Source organism: Duffyella gerundensis (genome assembly GCF_001517405.1).
In the GTDB taxonomy this organism is placed as follows: Bacteria; Pseudomonadota; Gammaproteobacteria; order Enterobacterales; family Enterobacteriaceae; genus Duffyella; species Duffyella gerundensis.
Genome location: NZ_LN907827.1, coordinates 167,321 through 184,156 on the forward strand (window position 1 = coordinate 167,321; position 16,836 = coordinate 184,156).

A 16,836-nucleotide genomic window follows, 5' to 3' on the forward strand; every position below is an offset into this window, starting at 1 on the left:
ATTATCGGCTGCGGCTTATGATGATGGCTCTTACTCAGCCGCCGGAGATGGTTATGCTCGATCCCTCGTTTTTCAGCTATGTCACCGTGATGTCGATTACGCCAGGCCCGAACAATCTGCTGCTGGCCACTTCTGGTGTGAATTTTGGCCTGCGCCGCACGCTGCCAATGGCGTTCGGTATTATGTTGGGCTGCGGGATACAAACGGTGATTACCGGGCTGGCGCTGGAAGGATTGCTGCACTGGATGGGCGCGATTCGTCTGCCGTTAACGCTGGCAGGCTGTGCTTATCTGCTCTGGCTGAGCTGGAAAATCTTTCGTTCTTCGGCACCGGCCCTGCGCGAAAGCCCACGGCCAATGAGCGTGCTGAACGGTGCGCTGTTTCAGGCGGTGAATCCCAAAGCCTGGCTGATGGCCAGCAACGTGGCGCTGCTGTACGCCGCCGACAGTCCAGTCATGGTGATCATGCTGAGCTTTATGATGATGAATCTGCCGTGCATTCTGGTATGGGCGGCGTTGGGCGATCGCCTTGGTCAGCATTTGCAGGTCAACTGGAAGCGGCAGCTGTTCAACAGCGTGATGGCACTGTCGCTGGTGGTGACCACGCTGTGGATGCTGGTAGACGTATTACGCTAACGCTCTGGCGGCTTCCCTGCCGCCACTGCGCTTACTCCGGTGCGCCTTCACCGCGTTGTGAAGGCCATTTCCAGCCCTGCACCTCCGGCAAATCTTCCCCATATTCCCGTACGTAACGATGGTGTTCCGCCAGTTTCTCCGCCAGCGTATCCAGCACGTCGCCATGCTTCTCCGCCAAACCCGGCACGCGTAAAATCGCCTCCTGCGCCAGATGAAAACGATCCAGCTCGTTCAGCACCGTCATATCGAACGGCGTGGTGGTGGTGCCTTCCTCCATAAAACCACGCACGTGGAAATTGCGGTGATTATTGCGCTTGTAGGTCAGACGATGGATCAGCGACGGATAGCCGTGAAAGGCAAAAATCACCGGTTTATCGCGGGTAAATAACGCATCGAACTCCGCCTCTGCTTTGCCGTGCGGATGCTGCTGCTGCGTTTGCAGCGCCATTAAATCCACCACGTTAACCACGCGTACGCTGAGATCGGGCAGATACTGACGCAGCAGATCCACCGCCGCCAGCGTCTCCATAGTCGGCACATCACCGGCGCAGGCCATCACCACATCCGGCTCGCTGCCCGCGTGCTCATTGCCTGCCCATGGCCAGCTGCCCATGCCCGCCTCACAATGCTTCACCGCGGCATCCAGCGTCAGCCACTGCGGAGCAGGCTGTTTACCGGCGACGATCACGTTGATGCGATCCCAGGTTTTCAGACAGTGATCGCCGACCCACAACAGCGTATTAGCATCAGGCGGCAGATAAATGCGCACAATGTCCGCTTTCTTGTTAGCAACGTGATCGATAAAGCCAGGATCCTGATGGCTGTAGCCGTTGTGGTCCTGACGCCATACGTGCGAAGAGAGCAGGTAATTCAGTGAGGCTACCGGCGCGCGCCAGGGCAATGAGCGCGACACCTTGAGCCATTTCGCATGCTGGTTAAACATCGAGGCGACAATGTGAATAAACGCCTCATAACAGTTAAACAGGCCGTGACGTCCGGTCAATAAATAGCCCTCCAGCCAACCCTGACACTGATGCTCACTCAGGATCTCCATGACCCGGCCATCGCTGGCCAGCTGCTCATCGTAAGGTTTGATCGCCTCCATCCAGGTGCGATTGGTCACGTCAAACACCGGCGTCAGGCGATTAGAGGCGGTTTCATCCGGGCCGAAGAGGCGAAAATTATCCTGGTTCTGTGCAAACAGCGCGCTCAGATAGCGGCCAAGAATCTCGGTGGACTGCGCCTGGGTTTCGCCCGGCCTGGCCACCGCAATGGCATGATCTGCCAGCGCGGGCGTTACCAGCTCACGCCGCAAGCGACCGCCGTTAGCGAATGGGGTGGCGCCCATACGCTTGTCACCTTCAGGGGCAAGTGCACGCAGCTCGGGTTTAAGCCTGCCCTGTTCATCAAACAGCGTGTCCGGCTGATAGCTAAGCAGCCACTGTTCAAGGATCTCGCGGTGGCCTTCATCATCGCGGCAGTTGGCCACCGGCACCTGATGTGCGCGCCAGAAGTCCTCTACCTTTTTGCCATCCACGGTTTTGGGGCCGGTCCAGCCTTTAGGGCTGCGCAGGATAATCATCGGCCAGCGCGGCAGGGTGACCGCATCGCTGCCGTTGCGCGCCTGCTGCTGATACGCACGAATTCTATCCAGCGCACTGTCCAGCGCGGCGGCCATCAGCGGGTGCATTTTTTGCGGATCGTCGCCGCAAACAAACAGCGGCTCATAGCCGTAGCCGCTAAACAGCTGATGCAGATCGTCATCGCTGGCACGACCGAGCAGCGTGGGGTTAGCAATTTTATAGCCGTTGAGATGCAGGACAGGCAGCACTGCGCCATCGCGGCGTGGATTGAGGAACTTAATGCCATGCCAGCTGGAAGCCAGCGGCCCGGTTTCCGCTTCGCCATCACCAATGACACACGGCACCACTAAATCAGGATTATCGAAGGCGGCACCAAAGGCATGCGACAACGAATAGCCCAGCTCGCCGCCCTCATTAATCGAACCGGGCGTTTCTGGCGCTGCGTGGCTGGGAATGCCGCCAGGAAATGAGAACTGTTTGAACAGTCGCTGCATGCCTACGGCGTCGTCGCTGACCTGCGGATAAATCTCGCTGTAAGTGCCTTCCAGCCAGGTATTGGCCACCATGCCCGGACCGCCGTGGCCGGGACCGCACACGTAAATCATATCGAGATCGCGCTGGCGGATGGCGCGATTCAGGTGCGCATAAATGAAGTTAAGGCCCGGCGTGGTGCCCCAGTGGCCGAGCAGGCGCGGTTTGATATGTTCCGGTTTTAGCGGTTCACGCAGCAGCGGGTTATCCATCAGATAAATTTGGCCGACCGAAAGATAGTTCGCGGCGCGCCAGTAGCGATCGAGCAGGGTGAAGTCAGATTCAGCGTAAGCTGGCAGTGACTGAGACATGCAGATTCTCCTGTGAGTGGCATCACAGATGCGAGCAAGCCAGGCTTTACCGGCATCTGCTGAAACGGAATACTTCTTAACCCTGGACGAAGAAGTGGGGTTAAGCCACTTTCCGCAGCCTTTTAGGACATTCTGCCCGGAGCATAATCTGATGCATTTTCCGTCCGACCTGTGGCTAACCGGCATCGTGGTCGCCATGACCATTCTGCTGTGGGCCACCGCGCGCCTGCCTGAATTTATCACCGCACTGCTGTTTTTTGCCGCCGCGATGCTGCTGCATATCGCACCGGCGGCCACGGTATTCAGTGGTTTTGCCTCTTCAGCGTTCTGGCTGGTGCTGAGCGGATTTATCCTTGGCGTGGCGATTCGTCAGGTTGGCCTGGCCGACCGGCTTGCCAGCCTGCTGGTGATGCCGCTGAGCCGCTCCTGGCCGCGGATGATCGGCGGCGTCATTGTTCTCAGCTATCTGCTGGCGTATGTCATGCCGTCTAATATGGGGCGCATCGCGCTGTTGATGCCGGTGGTCGGGGCGCTGGCACGGCAGGCCAACATTGCTGAGGGTAGCCGCGGTTGGACAGGACTGGCGCTGGCGGTAGGCTTTGGCACCTTTCAGCTCTCCGCCAGCATTTTACCGGCCAACGTGCCGAATCTGGTGATGAGCGGTGCGGCAGAAAACGCGTTTCATCTGCATCTGGCATGGATGCCGTGGTGGTTCTTACATACGCCGGTGGTTGGCATCATGAAGGGCGTGCTGCTGATGCTTTGCCTCTGCTGGCTGTTTCCCGGTCGACCCAAACCGGTGATCGGCAGGCTTAAGCAGCCGCCCTTAAGCAACGATGAACGACGGCTAATGGTAATTCTTGCTCTGACGCTGCTGTTCTGGATGACCGACAGCCTGCACGGTATTTCGCCCGCCTGGATCGGCCTGGCCGCGGCCTGTGTCTGTTTGCTGCCGCGTATCGGGTTTGTCTCCGGCGATGCCTTTGCCAGCGGCGTCAATTTCCGCACCTGCTTGTATGTCGCGGCGATCCTCGGCGTGACCGCGGTGGTGGTGGAGTCGGGATTAGGTGCAGTGATTGCTCACGGCCTGCTGGCGATGACGCCGCTCAGCCCGCAACAGCCGTTCATCAGCTTTTTGTCGCTGAGCGCGCTCACCTCGGCGCTGAATTTTGTGGTCACCGCCAACGGCGTGCCGGCAATGTTCACGCCGATGGCGCAGCAGTTTGCCGGGGCATCAGGGTTTCCGTTGCTGACAGTAATCATGATCCAGGTGCTGGCCTACGCCACGCCGCTGCTGCCTTATCAGGCATCGCCCATTGTGGTGGCTATGGCGCTGGGGAAGGTCTCGCCGCGTGATGGTGTGCGCCTCTGTGTATGGCTGGCGGTGCTCAGTGCGCTGCTGCTGTTGCCGCTAAACTATCTCTGGTTTCGAGTGCTGGGCTACGTATAAAAACAAAAAAGGGCGAACCGAAGTTCGCCCTGATGATCGGTGTGGCCGATTATTTGCCCACCACCGCACCGGTTGATGAATCTTCATCGTTAGCCACCAGCGTAGCCAGCGTGTAGTCGAGCTGGAGAATACGGCTGGTGGTCGCCAGCACGTGCTCGGTTGCCGCCACGTTGCCGCTGAGCTTCTGACCGTAAGAAGGAATCAGCGTTTTCAGTTTCGCCTGCCACTCTGGCGAGGCCATCTGCGTTTTAAACACCTTGTTCATCAGCTCGATCATGATCGGTGCGGAGGTTGATGCGCCCGGAGACGCGCCCAGCAGCGCTGAAATAGTGCCATCGGCAGAGGCAACAACTTCGGTGCCCAGACGCAGCACGCCGCCTTTTTTCTCATCTTTTTTGATGATCTGCACGCGCTGTCCCGCTTTCACCAGATACCAGTCTTCTGGTCGCGCTTCCGGCAGGTATTCCTGCAGCGCCTGATGACGATGCTCGTCGGTTTGCAGCACCTGACCTACCAGATATTTGACCAGGTCAACGTTGTCGATGCCCACGCGTGCCATGGGCAGCAAGTTGGAGCCATTCATTGCGCCAAACATATCCAGCAGCGAACCGCTTTTCAGGAAGCGGGTAGAGAAGGTAGCGAACGGGCCAAACAACAACACCTGTTTGCCATCCAGCATACGCGTATCAAGATGCGGTACCGACATCGGCGGTGCGCCCACCGCGGCTTTACCATAAACCTTCGCCAGATGACGCTTCACCACTTCCTGATTTTCCGTCACCAGGAAAGAGCCGCCCACCGGGAAACCGGCATAGCCTTTTGCTTCCGGCACGCCCGCTTTTTGCAGCAGCGGCAGCGCGGCGCCACCGGCGCCAATAAAGATCTGTTTCGCCCGGATAACCTGCTGCGCGCCGCCGTTATTCAGATCCACCAGCGTGACCTGCCAGCGGCCGTCGGCCAGGCGCGTAATATCACGTACGTCGTGGCGCAGCTTCAGGGAAAATTGCGGATGCTTGCACAGCGCGGCGACCAACTGGCGGGTGATTTCGCCAAAGTTGACGTCGGTGCCCATTAAGGTGCGGGTTGCGGCAACCTTTTGTTTCGCATCACGGCCTTTCATTACCAGCGGCACCCAGCGGGCAATCTGCTGCGGGTCTTCTGAATATTCCATGCCGCGAAACAGCGAGTTTTTTTGCAGCGCATGATAGCGCTTGCGCAGGAAGTCGACGTTTTCATCGCCCCAGACGAAGCTCATGTGCGGTGTAGTCTGAATGAAGCTGCGCGGATTGTGCAGCACGCCTTTCTGCACCAGTGAGGCCCAGAACTGACGCGACACCTGGAAGGCTTCGTTGATTGCCACGGCTTTATCGATGTTGACCGAGCCGTCTGCGTTTTGCGGCGTGTAGTTCATCTCAGCCAGTGCAGCGTGACCGGTACCGGCATTGTTCCAGCCGTTTGAGCTCTCGGCGGCCACCTGATCCAGTCGCTCAACCAGCGTTACCGTCCAGTCTGGCTCCAGCGCCTGCAAATAGGTGCCGAGCGTGGCGCTCATGATGCCGCCGCCGATCAGCAGCACATCGACCTCTTTTTGCCTGTCGGCAACTGCTTCCGGGCTGGCACCAATAGCATTCATACTCAGCGCCAGCAGTGATGATGATTTACGCATGGGGCAACGTCTCCATCTGTCGGCCAATCAACCAACAGGTTTTTTGCAGATGAAAGGTCCCGCTTCTCAGGAGCGAGTTGAGCCATTTCATTCAGATAAAAAGTAAGAGGTATTCACGCTTCCGTACGGGTTATTTGGGTTAACCACAGGTTATACGTGCAGCCGGAAATATAACATTACCGCAGATTTTTTAAACATTTGTTCAAATTTTAAATGCGGAAATGATTCAGCATTAGCAAAAGTGATAATGCGGTCACAGTTTACCGGGCAGGTGTTAAGGATATGTTAATTTAAAGTTGGCGACAATGCCGGAAAGCGAATTCCTTCCGGCAGAGAAAATTTACACCCGAAAAAAGCGGCGCCAGACGAAGCGGATGAGGAAGAATTCAAGCGTACCGAGCAGCAGAAACCACAGCCCAAATACGATGGTATAGAGCTGGCCAAGATCGCTGAAGTGAAACAGCGTCATCAAATGGTTTGCCAGCTGAAGGCCGAAAGCGGGCGCGGGCAATAACAGCGCTGAGAGAAAACCCAGCAGTAAAATCGAGCCGGGCATTGCCAGCGCTTCAAAAGGATTGTTCATAGCTTTCTGTCCGTTGTAGAGAGGCGACATTGTCAGCGAAAGCGCATCGGGGTTCAATGATGATGGTGAGAACAGTAATGAACGCTACCCACAGCGGGAAGGGAAACTGAAGCTGAAGGTGAACAGATCGCGCAGAGAGTTGAGCAATGAAGTGAGGCGAACGCGACATCGGGCGGTTACACAGCAGCCAGCACCCGTGGTGAAGTGATTTTTTGTGACGTGGATCAAATTTTGTTGCCGATAAAAGCGTCGTTATGTATAATTTTTTTGTATATCCCTAACAAATTTTGAATCAGGCCATTGTTATGCGTCGTTTTATCAAATACGTGTTTCGCACTTATGTGAATACTTTCAAACACGTACCGCCGGGCGCTATGTCGTAACCGGCTGACAGATACCCTCGATAATCGCGGTCAGGGATCGACCGATGATTATCACCTTTTTGCTATTTTGCATCGCTTCCTGTCCGGCTTTTCTGCCACGCATTCTTTAGCATTACGTCCTGACTTTTATGCCTGGCGCATTCCTGCCTGAAGCTGATAGTGCGTAAGCAGCCGCTGAATCGCGTTGAGCGCAGCGATCACTTCCTTATCATCTGGCAATTCATTATCGAAAACCATTAATGCAAAGCTCTGCCTGAAAGCACTGTTTAACGCGGGCCAATATTTTTCTGGCTGGCAAAATAACGGAATAGTGTCGAGTGGTTCATTAAACCAGTTGCCTGCGTTTGTAAACTGCTGGCGATCGGCGTCTACAACGCTTTGTAATAGCGGCAGCAGGGTTAAATCATAAAGCGGAATGGAATAATCAGCATGGCGCAGTATCATGCAGATATCGTAAAAGTGTCGTATTTTAATGGTTAGCTGCATTAGTGCATCTGGCGAACGTGCTGCCTTAATTAACGCAACCAGCTTTTCTGTTAGCGTTCTTTCAATACCGAGTGTAAAAAGTATAAATCTGTCTAAATGATATTTATCAATTAATGGTTTTTGATCATGTAGCTTAAGAAAGTCGGTTATTAATGCGCACACAGGGAGCGGATAAACAGGCTCGGGTTTATTAAAGGCATTTATTTCTAACAGAATAACCTGAGAGGCCTGAGCAAAGTCTCCCTGAAATTCCTGCGGATAGCGATAATACGTTTTACGGAATACACTGCCTTTACTTTCACCGCTGTAACCGGGTAACGCAATAAGATCGGTGGTAATGGCTGTTTCAGCATGACGCATGAACGTTTTTATCTGGTTTCCATTGGCCTCAGGCATGAGTACCGCAAGATCAATGTCTTCTGAGAAGCGATTGATGATGCGCGAGGCTTTGGCCAGTGCGGTGCCACCTTTGAAAATGAGCCGATCCTTTTTCTCATATTGGCTGAGCCGATAAAGAAGCAGAGTAACCCAATAATCTTTCTCAATGTATATTTCTGATATATTAAAGTATCGTGCTGCGCCGGAAATAATATCCGTGAAGGCATCCTTTTCTGCATGCAAATCCATTAAATCTTACCCTCATACGATCCGAAACCGTGATGTTGGATTGAGCGAAGCACGTAACCTCTTTTCCAGTTCAGGTGCAAGAGGGGAGATGATATGCGCTAATCTGTATCGTGTTGCAGGTGGATAATACGTTAGGGCGAGATTAATTAAAGTCTCTTTTTCAATAGCGTTATTTTTTTTGAGCAGGGATCGCAATCTTGCAATTGTTGTTTCAAGTGAAGTGTCAGGAATGCGTGACAGAGCTCTCACAACATCCAATATTTCCAGGTAAGGTATATTGATATCCGTTACAGGAGCACGTGACGGGATTATGATAATTTCCAGTGCACCAATTTTTTTATTTTGCTTTGTGCTGTTACGCGATATTTCAATAGTTCGTGAAAGTTGTGTGGTCAGGCCAAGAATATTAAAGAGTCGAAGCCCGGTAATATACCCCGTTCGTTTTCCATTCTCAAATAACAGCGGCCGCAGTTTTTCACTGTCTGTAGGCTGTTGTTGGCCAAACATACCTGTTTTCGGGCGATAAAATTGCCCTTTGGCAAAGCGCGCCAGCTCACCGGACGCCACCAGGCGGCTCAGCGCTTTCGACAGGCCGTTGGGCGCACTTTTCCAGGCCGGAAAATCACGGCTGACAATGATCTTACCCGGCGGTGTTGCAGCAACCTGCCGGGCAACCTGCTGTTGAATGCTCATCTGCGCCTCCGGGTAAAACGGTTATTTTATCAACAGCCGCTGAGGTGACAAGTTTTTCGCGTGAAAAACATGACAAGAAGCCAACGTGTTGTCCGTAAAGAAAGCGATAAACAGCGGCTCAGGCATGTTCAGCCAGCGACGCCAGTAAAGCCTGATGTGACCGTGCAACAGGTGATCGGCTCTCTTGCCCAGTGCCCACAATTTCTACGCACAGGCGAATCCTGCGTGCTGGTTAGCTACGTTAATGTGTGTGCTGTGCTGACTGGCAGCACGCGCCCTGTCGTCAAAGTACTCTCCTGTCGATGCCTGCGTAAAACTGAGGCTGCCGTCACGGCGAATGGCTCATCCTGATGAGCGCATCATGCTGAAGATAACGCTTTTTTAATCTGCCTCACCTTTCTGCTTTCCCACACTGCGCTTAATGCTCCTACACTCAAACTGGCAACCCTGACAGGAGCGACGCATGAAAGAAAAAACGCAGCGTAACGGCAAACAGCGTGCCCTGATGGTGGCAATGGCGGCCGGAATGGCGGGCACGGTGTGGGGAATAAAGAAGTGGCGGGCATTACAACAGACGCCGCCGGTGGGCATTCACAGTCATCACGCCGGGCTGGCCGGTTATTATCAGCAGGTAGGTCGCTGGCGAATATTTACCCGCGCGACGGCAAAGCCGATGCCCGGTTTACCGGTGGTGTTGATTCATGGTCTGGTGCTGTCGGGCCGTGCAATGGAGGATTTGGCCATTGCGCTGTCATGGGATTTCCGCGTGCTGGTGCCCGATCTGCCGGGCTATGGTGCCAGCGCGATGCCAGCGTCGTCGCCGACGCTGACGGTCGATCAGCAGGCCGATGCGCTCTGGCAGTGGATGCAGCACAACGATATTCCCCGCGCGCTGTTTATCGGCAACTCTTTTGGCTGTCAGGTGCTGGCCGCGTTAGCGGTGCGGCATCCTGAAGCGGTGGCCGCGCTGGTCTTGCAGGGCCCGACGGTGGATCGCCATGCGCGTTTTCTGCCGGTACAAATGTGGCGCGACTGGCGCAACGGCCGACGCGAAAAATTTCACTCTCCTGCGTCGCTGAGCCGTGTCGACTACGCCAAAGCCGGTGTTTTTCGCGCGCTGGCATCGATACGCATCATGATGCGTGACCGCATTGAGCAGCGGCTGCCTTATATTCAGGCGCCCACGCTACTGGTGCGTGGCTCACGTGATGTGGTCTCACCGGCGCGCTGGATTGAAGAGATGGATGCGCTGCTGCCGGACAGTGAAATTCTGACACTGCAGCAGGGCACGCACACCCTGAACTACGTCTATCCGTGGAATTTCTGCCGCGCGATTCGTCCTTTCCTGATGGCTAATCGGGAGCATGATCATGAGTAAAGCGCCACGGGGCATCGCCCGTTTTGACTCTGCCGCCGCCATGGTCGCGGCGCTCGCCTCGGCACTGCATCAACAGCCCTTCAGCAGCCCGAGCCAGTCACCTGCGCTTGATCGCCTGTTGCCCGCCTTAAATCGCCTGCCCGATACGCTGCGCGAATGGGGCTACGCCATTGGCGGCATGGCGGAAGGCATTACCCTGAAAAAAGCGCAAAAGCTCGATGTGGAAGGCATTAATCAGTGGATGTGTGAGCAGTATCCGCAGCGTGACTATCCGGCGGCTTTTATCGGTTCCTCCAACGGTGCGATGGTGCATCTTGCCTCGGCGATGGGCATCCCCTGGCTGCCGCAGACCTTTCTCTGTCCGGTACGCTCGCTGGACAACGATCCTGATGATGCCCAACGTGGATTTGAACAGGGCAGGCCGGTGATCGATGCGCTGCTGGCGGTCTCGCCGCATCTTGCCGTACATCACATGCAGGACCCGAATCAGGATCGACTGATGCTCGATCAGATGTCTTATTTTCGGCTCAAGCAGCGCCGCCTGACCTTATCGACCAAAGAGTTTCTGCTCAGCTCTCTGCCGCCCGGCTCCACGCTGATCGTCAATCATTGCCGCCAGAGCTGGCCGGTGACGCGCACCAACGATCGCGCCTGCTTCCAGTTCGGTGCGCTCGGCGGGGCCAGCGAACAGGAATATTTCACCGGTGGGCCGCGTGTGGCGGAATACCTTGCGCGCTACGGCGTCGATCGCGATCGCTGGCAGCCGCCGGAACCCAACGCCCGGCTACCGGAGGCGGAATGGGGATTCGATCCGGCGCTATTGCCGGAACTGCGTGAGCTGGCGGCCGATCAGAACTGGACGCTGCTGGAGCTGAGCTACGAGCATCCGGAGGATCTCAGCTTTGTGACGGCGGAAATTTATCGCGACTGGTACATCGCAGCGGGCATTCTGCCGACGCGGCTGGTGGTCGATAATTTCCTGCTGATGGACCCGTGGGTGACCCAGCAGCTGCACGCGATACCGTTCTGGCTGGTGTTCTGCACTGAACCGTCGGCGAATAATCTGCAGCGTTTTCTCGATAAACAGCCACCGTTTAACCATATCGATATGCTGTTGTTTTCACACGGCACCGAAAGCATCGGCATGGCACCGATTGCGCGCTGGCAGCAGCTACTGGATTGTGCCAAAGAAGAAGGGGCGTTTGTGGGTGCGGATGCTGAACGTTACCCGCGTGATTTCGCCACGCTGTCGCGTTTTGATGAGGCGCTACAGCAGCGAGCACCGTTGCAGGCGCCGCCACCGCCGCTGGCGCTGGATAAGCTAATTAGCGGAATCCAGCGCTACGGCGAAAAATTTGGCGTCACGCTGACGCCGTTATAAGAGGTTAGGGCACCTGGTCGACGATCGGTTTTTTCACCATGAACAGATAGGCCATGGCGCCCACCACCGTCACACAAGCACAGATGGTCAGTGCCAGGCTAAAGGATTTGGTGGTATCGAGGATCCAGCCGGTAATCACCGGGGCAAAGGACGCAAAGATAAAGCTGGCAAAGTTCTGGATGCTGCCGACCGATGCAGTCATGCGTGCGGTGACGTTAACGTGAATCAATCCCCAGCAGGAGGTGCCGGCAAAGTGAATACAGAACAGCGCCATGCCGATAATCAATACCGCACTGCCGGTGCTGTCGGCGCGGGTCACCACCGCGGTGAAGGCCGCTGACAGCAGCATACCGGCCACAATACAGACCTTACGGGTTTTCACCGCCTGCATGCCACGCTTGACCAGCGCATCCACCACGTAACCGTTGAGCAACATGCCCGCGGCGCCGAACAGGAACGGAATGGCGGTCAGCCAGCCGGTGCTTTTCAAATCCAGATTGTAAGTCGACTGCAGATAGCCGGGCAGCCAGGCAATATAGAGCCACGCGGTATAGTTGATGCCGCTAAAGCCAATCATCATTCCCCACATGGTGCGGTTCTTAAACAGCCCGCGCCATTCTGCAAAGCTCATCGGCTCCTTGCGTGCCGCCACGCTGCCCGCCTGCAAATAGTGAATCTCTTCGGCACTAAGAATGTTGTTATCACGGTTGCGATAGAGCATGTACCAGCCAATGGCCAGTACCATGCCGAACACGCCGATGGTGATAAACATGCCGCGCCAGCCCATCACCATCATCATCGCCGCCAGAATCGGCGGGCTGATCGCCAGACCAATCATCGACGACGCGTTGAAAAAGCCCATCGGCATGCCGCGTTCTTTGATGTTGAACCAGTCGTTGATCACCTTGACGCCGCACGGGTTCATCGGCGCTTCACCGATGCCAAGGCCGATGCGCACGAGGATAAAATGCGTGAAGTTGTTTACCAGCCCGGAGAGCGCCTGAAAAAACGACCAGACAAACATGCCGATACCGAGCATGATGCGCGGCCCTTTGCGATCCAGCAACGCGCCACAGGGCAGCTGGGCAATACCATACGCCAGCGAAAAGGCGGAGAGCAGCAGACCAATCTCCGTGGCTGACAGCCCCATCTCCTGACGAATAGTCATATTCGCGACGGACAGCGAGCTGCGGTCGAGATAGTTAATCACCGCTGCCAGCAGCAGCAGCGTCATGGCGGTGATTTGAATCTTACGGATGCGTGGCGAACGAACCAGCGCGCCGCGCGCCGGAATAAACTCATCGCCTGGTGGTGTTGAGACCGTATCACTTTTACGGCCGGTAATATTTTCCATTGCCATCTCCCAGCAGGGTAGGACGCGTTGTTGTCGGGTAAGGAACTTACCGTTTCATGAGCCTGAAGGCTGTAAGCAGACTAATGAGTGTGACGGGAGATGTTGCTAAGTTGTTTCATTTCCGTGCAGCAGGTTCCGCTTCACGGTTTTTAATCGGTTTTTAATTGCGCTGATACTGGTTGATTGAGCGGATCATGGAAGATTTGGCAGTGGCGAGATGACGATGCAGCGCCCGCTGGGCATTGAGATCCTGCCGGTGAATCATTGCGGTCAGGATCGCCATATGTTCTTCGAGCGCGATGATGTTGCGCTGTTTGAGATCGCTTTCATCCCACTGATAGTGGGAATGAAAAATCACCGAAATAATTTCCATCGACTGATTAAAAAAGACGTTGTTGGCCGCCGACAGAATCAGCGTGTGCATCGCCTTATCCAGCTCCGCAAAACGACGATAGCTGCTGGCGATGCTGTCACGCAGCTCACGGTGACGGTCCAGCAGATCGCGAATGCGTATCCAGCGTTCATCACTGGCGGGCAGATTAATAAAGCGATTCAGCGCGTGGGTTTCCAGCATTTCCCGCAGTTCAAATAGCTGCTCGGCATAGGCCTGATCGAATTTTTTCATGCGCCAGTGGCCGCGTCGTATCGGCTCCAGCAGGTCATAGCGCATAAAACGCAGCAGGAATTCGCGTACCACCACCGGGCTGACTCTCATCGTCTGCGCCAGCTGCAATTCAGAAAAGTTATCGCCTGCCAGCAGCTGTCGCTGATTGATCATCTGAAAAAAGGCTTCCTCAACGCGCGCCGCCTGTTCGGCAATCGGCAGAGCGACGTCGGCAAGGCGATCTTCGCCCGCAGGCTGACGCACGATGACGTAGCTGTCATGCACTTTTTCCAGCACGCCGCGCTGATGTAAATAGTGCAGTGTATGGCGCACCGTGGTGCGGCTGATGTTAAACATTTCTGCCAGCGCAGCCTGCGGTGGCAGAGGCGACGGAATATGGCGCTGCTCAATGCCATCCAGCATCTGATTAATGACGTTGTGACGTAAATCCTGACTACGGCTCATGGCAGTTCCCGGTTTTTTATTCATTAAAAACCATGCAAAGCCCAAAAAAACGCTGTGTTGTCACAGTTCTGTACACGGAGTGCGCTGCTGTCGGCGATTATTGGTCATAACAGCGCAGAGATAACAGGAGATTAACAATGACAACAATGAATACGCTGGTCTGTGCCGAACCGCGCAGCATGCAGTGGCAAACCCGTGAGAAACCCACTGCGCAGCCGGGCGAAGCGCTGTTGAAAATAGTGGCGGCCGGCATTTGCGGCACCGACATTCATGCCTGGGGCGGCAATCAGCCGTTCTTCAGCTATCCACGCGTGCTGGGCCATGAACTTTGCGGCGAAGTGGTGGCGTTGGGCAGCGGCGTCAGCGATTTTCACGTCGGTCAACGCGTGGCGTTGATGCCTTATCTCTCCTGTCAGCGCTGTGGTGCCTGCCAGAGCGGCAAGAGCAACTGCTGTGAAAATATCTCGGTGATTGGCGTGCATCAGGATGGTGGCTTTTGCGATTTCCTCAGCGTGCCAGTGAGCAATCTGCTGGCTGTTGATGCGCTACCGCCTGAAGCGGCGGCATTGATTGAGCCGTTCGCCATCAGCGCCCATGCGGTGCGCCGGGCGACCATTGTCGCGGACGATCATCTGCTGGTGGTGGGTGCCGGGCCGATCGGCCTTGGCGTCGCCGCCATTGCCGACGCTGCGGGTGCAAAAGTGGTAGTGGCAGACACCAGCGATTTTCGCCGGGAGCATGTGGCACAGCAGCTTGGTCTGGTGACGCTGAACCCGCTCGATGCCGGTTTTGATGCGGCGCTACGCGATCAGTTCAACGGCATGCTGGCAGAAAAGGTGATCGACGCCACCGGCAGTCCAGCGGCGATGAACGGCGTGGTGAACCTGATTCGCCACGGCGGCAGCGTGGTGTTTGTCGGCCTGCACAAAGGCGATCTGGTGATTCCCGACAGCGATTTCCACAAGAAAGAGACCACCCTGATGGGCAGCCGCAACGCCACGCGCGAAGATTTTGACAAGGTGCGCGAGCTCATGGCCGCAGGCAGCCTACGCGCCGACATGATGTTTACCCATCGCTTTGCGTTTGCTGGCTTGGCAGATGAGTTTGAGGAGGGAGTGATTAATAACCGCAACCTGATTAAAGGCGTGGTGTTTTTCTGAGGATCAGCAACGATATGGGTTTGCCCGGAGGCGGGCGGCCTTTTGAGGGCCCGGTCAAGGTCAAAGGCGATTTCTTTCTGCCTTGCAGGCGGCCTTTTTAAGGTCCAGGTCAAGGACCATTTCGTTCTGCCTTGCAGGCTGCCTTTTTAAGGTCAAGGTCAAGGTCTATTTCGTTCTGCCTGAAGGCAGCCCGAGCAGGGCCGGCAGTCGCCCCGGCCCTGCACCCGCGCTATCCGGCAAACACAACCGCCCACTTCGTGGGTGCCCTCAGCAACAGCGTTTTCCTGACGGACCTGGCGCGATTCGCTCCCGGCTCAGCGCACCCTCTCGCCGCATCCCTGCGGCTCGCCCTGGAAAACGCTTTTGCCTCGGCGTTTGTGATGCCTCCTAAAGGTCAAAACCCAGGTCAAAACCGAAAAGATTAAAGATGAAATTCTAAATAAATCCCAAAACTCAAAACTCAAAACTAAAGCTAAAGCCAAACACCCAAATCCAAATCGTGGAGCGTGAAGCGTGAGGCCTGAAGTCTAATAAATTAAAAAATTGAAGTACCTGTGCCTTAGATATTTGGGTTTTGACCTGGGTTTTGACCTGGGTTTTGACCTGGGTTTTGACCTGGGTTTTGACTTGGGTTTTGACCTTGAGGAGGCATCACCACCGCTGAGGAGGTAAACATTTCAGGATGACCCGCCATGGATGGCGGGGAAAGGGAGCGCTGAGCAGGAGCGAATCGCGAGCGGTCCGTGAAGAAATGTGAACCGACGAAGGTACCCGCCTGCGGCGGGCGGTTGTGTTTGCCGGATAGCCGGGGTGCAGGGGCGGGGCGCATGCCGCCCCTGCTCGGGCGGCCCGAAGGGCAGAACGAAATGGCCGTTGACCTTAAGACCTTGACCTTAAGACGTTGACCTTAAAGCCGCCAGCAAGGCAGAACGAAATGGCCGTTGACCTTAAGACATTGACCTTAAAAAGCCGTCTGCCAGACAAAAGCCACCCGCTTCCGGGCACCCCAAAACCGCCGTTGACCTTGACCTCTGGCCGCCTGCAAGGCAACACTATCGCCCCTTTGTTTTGCTGGAACTGAATTGTGTTGAAATCGATGCTGGCCGTGATGCTGGGCGGTGCCGTGGGCTGTACGCTGCGCTGGTTAATCTCGCTGCGCTTTAACGCGCTGTTTCCTAACCTGCCGCCGGGGACGCTGATCGTTAACCTGGCGGGCGGCTTTATTATTGGCGCGGCGATGGCATGGTTTGTGAAAAATCCGCAAATCGATCCGCTGTGGAAATTGCTGATCGTCACCGGTCTGTGCGGCGGATTAACCACCTTTTCGACCTTCTCGGCAGAGATTCTTATGATGCTGCAATCGGGCAAATATCTCTGGGCGATGGGCAGCGTGCTGGTGCACGTAGTGGGTTCACTGCTGATGACCTTTGCCGGATTCACGCTGATAACGCTGCTGGGCTGAGCCTCAGCTTTACGCATTTTCTTACCAAAACCAGCGGCTTAATCGCAGAGACTTCCTAAACTCACTGTTATTAACCGGTGAGTT

At 55.5% G+C, this 16,836-nt stretch carries 14 protein-coding genes; 7 read left to right on the forward strand and 7 right to left on the reverse strand.

Annotated features, from left to right (window positions below):
• Positions 1 to 53 precede the first annotated feature (53 nt).
• Positions 54 to 635 (forward strand): LysE family translocator, encoded by a 582-nt coding sequence (locus EM595_RS00770; RefSeq protein WP_067426829.1) that lies wholly within the window; start codon positions 54 to 56, stop codon positions 633 to 635.
• A gap of 31 nt (positions 636 to 666) precedes the next feature.
• Here the strand turns inward: EM595_RS00770 and EM595_RS00775 are convergent, their stop codons facing one another.
• Positions 667 to 3,060 (reverse strand): phosphoketolase family protein, encoded by a 2,394-nt coding sequence (locus tag EM595_RS00775; RefSeq protein ID WP_067426831.1) that lies wholly within the window; start codon positions 3,058 to 3,060, stop codon positions 667 to 669.
• Between the two features lie 28 nt (positions 3,061 to 3,088).
• Here EM595_RS00775 and EM595_RS00780 point away from each other — a divergent pair, with 28 nt between their 5' ends.
• Positions 3,089 to 4,510, forward strand: a complete 1,422-nt coding sequence (locus tag EM595_RS00780; RefSeq protein ID WP_082691634.1) for an SLC13 family permease — start codon at positions 3,089 to 3,091, stop codon at positions 4,508 to 4,510.
• 49 nt (positions 4,511 to 4,559) lie between these two features.
• On the opposite strand, the gene mqo is transcribed toward EM595_RS00780, so the two are convergent.
• Both mqo and EM595_RS00790 read right to left on the reverse strand, forming a co-directional pair.
• The gene (gene mqo, locus EM595_RS00785) at positions 4,560 to 6,176 is read right to left on the reverse strand and encodes a malate dehydrogenase (quinone) (RefSeq protein ID WP_067426836.1); all 1,617 of its coding nucleotides are present in this window, start codon (positions 6,174 to 6,176) and stop codon (positions 4,560 to 4,562) included.
• A gap of 340 nt (positions 6,177 to 6,516) precedes the next feature.
• Positions 6,517 to 6,759 (reverse strand): DUF1158 family protein, encoded by a 243-nt coding sequence (locus EM595_RS00790; protein WP_067426839.1) that lies wholly within the window; start codon positions 6,757 to 6,759, stop codon positions 6,517 to 6,519.
• Between the two features lie 305 nt (positions 6,760 to 7,064).
• Between EM595_RS00790 and azuC the strand changes: the two genes are divergently transcribed.
• Positions 7,065 to 7,142: a stress response protein AzuC gene (azuC, locus tag EM595_RS21495; RefSeq protein ID WP_225701779.1), complete on the forward strand. Its 78-nt coding sequence runs from the start codon at positions 7,065 to 7,067 to the stop codon at positions 7,140 to 7,142.
• A gap of 126 nt (positions 7,143 to 7,268) precedes the next feature.
• On the opposite strand, the gene EM595_RS00795 is transcribed toward azuC, so the two are convergent.
• Entirely contained in the window at positions 7,269 to 8,255 is a 987-nt protein-coding gene (locus EM595_RS00795; RefSeq protein ID WP_067426842.1) for a nucleotidyl transferase AbiEii/AbiGii toxin family protein, read from the reverse strand.
• A 12-nt stretch (positions 8,256 to 8,267) separates the two neighbouring features.
• Entirely contained in the window at positions 8,268 to 8,948 is a 681-nt protein-coding gene (locus EM595_RS00800) for a DUF6088 family protein (RefSeq protein ID WP_067426845.1), read from the reverse strand.
• 463 nt (positions 8,949 to 9,411) lie between these two features.
• On the opposite strand from EM595_RS00800, the gene EM595_RS00805 reads away from it, so the two are divergent.
• Positions 9,412 to 10,326 carry an alpha/beta fold hydrolase gene (locus EM595_RS00805; RefSeq protein ID WP_067426848.1) on the forward strand — a complete coding sequence of 305 codons (915 nt, stop codon included), beginning with the start codon at positions 9,412 to 9,414 and terminating at the stop codon, positions 10,324 to 10,326.
• On the forward strand, positions 10,319 to 11,707 hold the full coding sequence (locus tag EM595_RS00810; protein ID WP_067426851.1) for a hypothetical protein: 1,389 nt from the start codon (positions 10,319 to 10,321) through the stop codon (positions 11,705 to 11,707). The genes EM595_RS00805 and EM595_RS00810 overlap by 8 nt, the downstream gene beginning before the upstream one ends.
• A gap of 4 nt (positions 11,708 to 11,711) precedes the next feature.
• Here the strand turns inward: EM595_RS00810 and EM595_RS00815 are convergent, their stop codons facing one another.
• Both EM595_RS00815 and EM595_RS00820 read right to left on the reverse strand, forming a co-directional pair.
• Positions 11,712 to 13,061 carry an MFS transporter gene (locus tag EM595_RS00815; RefSeq protein ID WP_371317213.1) on the reverse strand — a complete coding sequence of 450 codons (1,350 nt, stop codon included), beginning with the start codon at positions 13,059 to 13,061 and terminating at the stop codon, positions 11,712 to 11,714.
• Between the two features lie 160 nt (positions 13,062 to 13,221).
• Positions 13,222 to 14,130, reverse strand: coding sequence for a GntR family transcriptional regulator (locus tag EM595_RS00820; RefSeq protein WP_067426856.1), 909 nt, complete (start codon positions 14,128 to 14,130; stop codon positions 13,222 to 13,224).
• A 137-nt stretch (positions 14,131 to 14,267) separates the two neighbouring features.
• On the opposite strand from EM595_RS00820, the gene EM595_RS00825 reads away from it, so the two are divergent.
• Positions 14,268 to 15,290, forward strand: a complete 1,023-nt coding sequence (locus EM595_RS00825; RefSeq protein ID WP_067426858.1) for a zinc-binding alcohol dehydrogenase family protein — start codon at positions 14,268 to 14,270, stop codon at positions 15,288 to 15,290.
• 1,084 nt (positions 15,291 to 16,374) lie between these two features.
• Entirely contained in the window at positions 16,375 to 16,752 is a 378-nt protein-coding gene (gene crcB, locus EM595_RS00830; RefSeq protein ID WP_067426864.1) for a fluoride efflux transporter CrcB, read from the forward strand.
• Positions 16,753 to 16,836 lie beyond the last annotated feature (84 nt).

Bases quoted from the DNA above. Each gene is read 5' to 3' on its own strand.
- EM595_RS00770 (WP_067426829.1), top strand. From the start codon at position 54: ATGCTCGATCCCTCGTTTTTCAGCTATGTCACCGTGATGTCGATTACG.
- EM595_RS00775 (WP_067426831.1), bottom strand. From the start codon at position 3,060: ATGTCTCAGTCACTGCCAGCTTACGCTGAATCTGACTTCACCCTGCTC.
- EM595_RS00780 (WP_082691634.1), top strand. From the start codon at position 3,089: ATGCGAGCAAGCCAGGCTTTACCGGCATCTGCTGAAACGGAATACTTC.
- mqo (WP_067426836.1), bottom strand. From the start codon at position 6,176: ATGCGTAAATCATCATCACTGCTGGCGCTGAGTATGAATGCTATTGGT.
- EM595_RS00790 (WP_067426839.1), bottom strand. From the start codon at position 6,759: ATGAACAATCCTTTTGAAGCGCTGGCAATGCCCGGCTCGATTTTACTG.
- azuC (WP_225701779.1), top strand. From the start codon at position 7,065: ATGCGTCGTTTTATCAAATACGTGTTTCGCACTTATGTGAATACTTTC.
- EM595_RS00795 (WP_067426842.1), bottom strand. From the start codon at position 8,255: ATGGATTTGCATGCAGAAAAGGATGCCTTCACGGATATTATTTCCGGC.
- EM595_RS00800 (WP_067426845.1), bottom strand. From the start codon at position 8,948: ATGAGCATTCAACAGCAGGTTGCCCGGCAGGTTGCTGCAACACCGCCG.
- EM595_RS00805 (WP_067426848.1), top strand. From the start codon at position 9,412: ATGAAAGAAAAAACGCAGCGTAACGGCAAACAGCGTGCCCTGATGGTG.
- EM595_RS00810 (WP_067426851.1), top strand. From the start codon at position 10,319: ATGAGTAAAGCGCCACGGGGCATCGCCCGTTTTGACTCTGCCGCCGCC.
- EM595_RS00815 (WP_371317213.1), bottom strand. From the start codon at position 13,061: ATGGAAAATATTACCGGCCGTAAAAGTGATACGGTCTCAACACCACCA.
- EM595_RS00820 (WP_067426856.1), bottom strand. From the start codon at position 14,130: ATGAGCCGTAGTCAGGATTTACGTCACAACGTCATTAATCAGATGCTG.
- EM595_RS00825 (WP_067426858.1), top strand. From the start codon at position 14,268: ATGACAACAATGAATACGCTGGTCTGTGCCGAACCGCGCAGCATGCAG.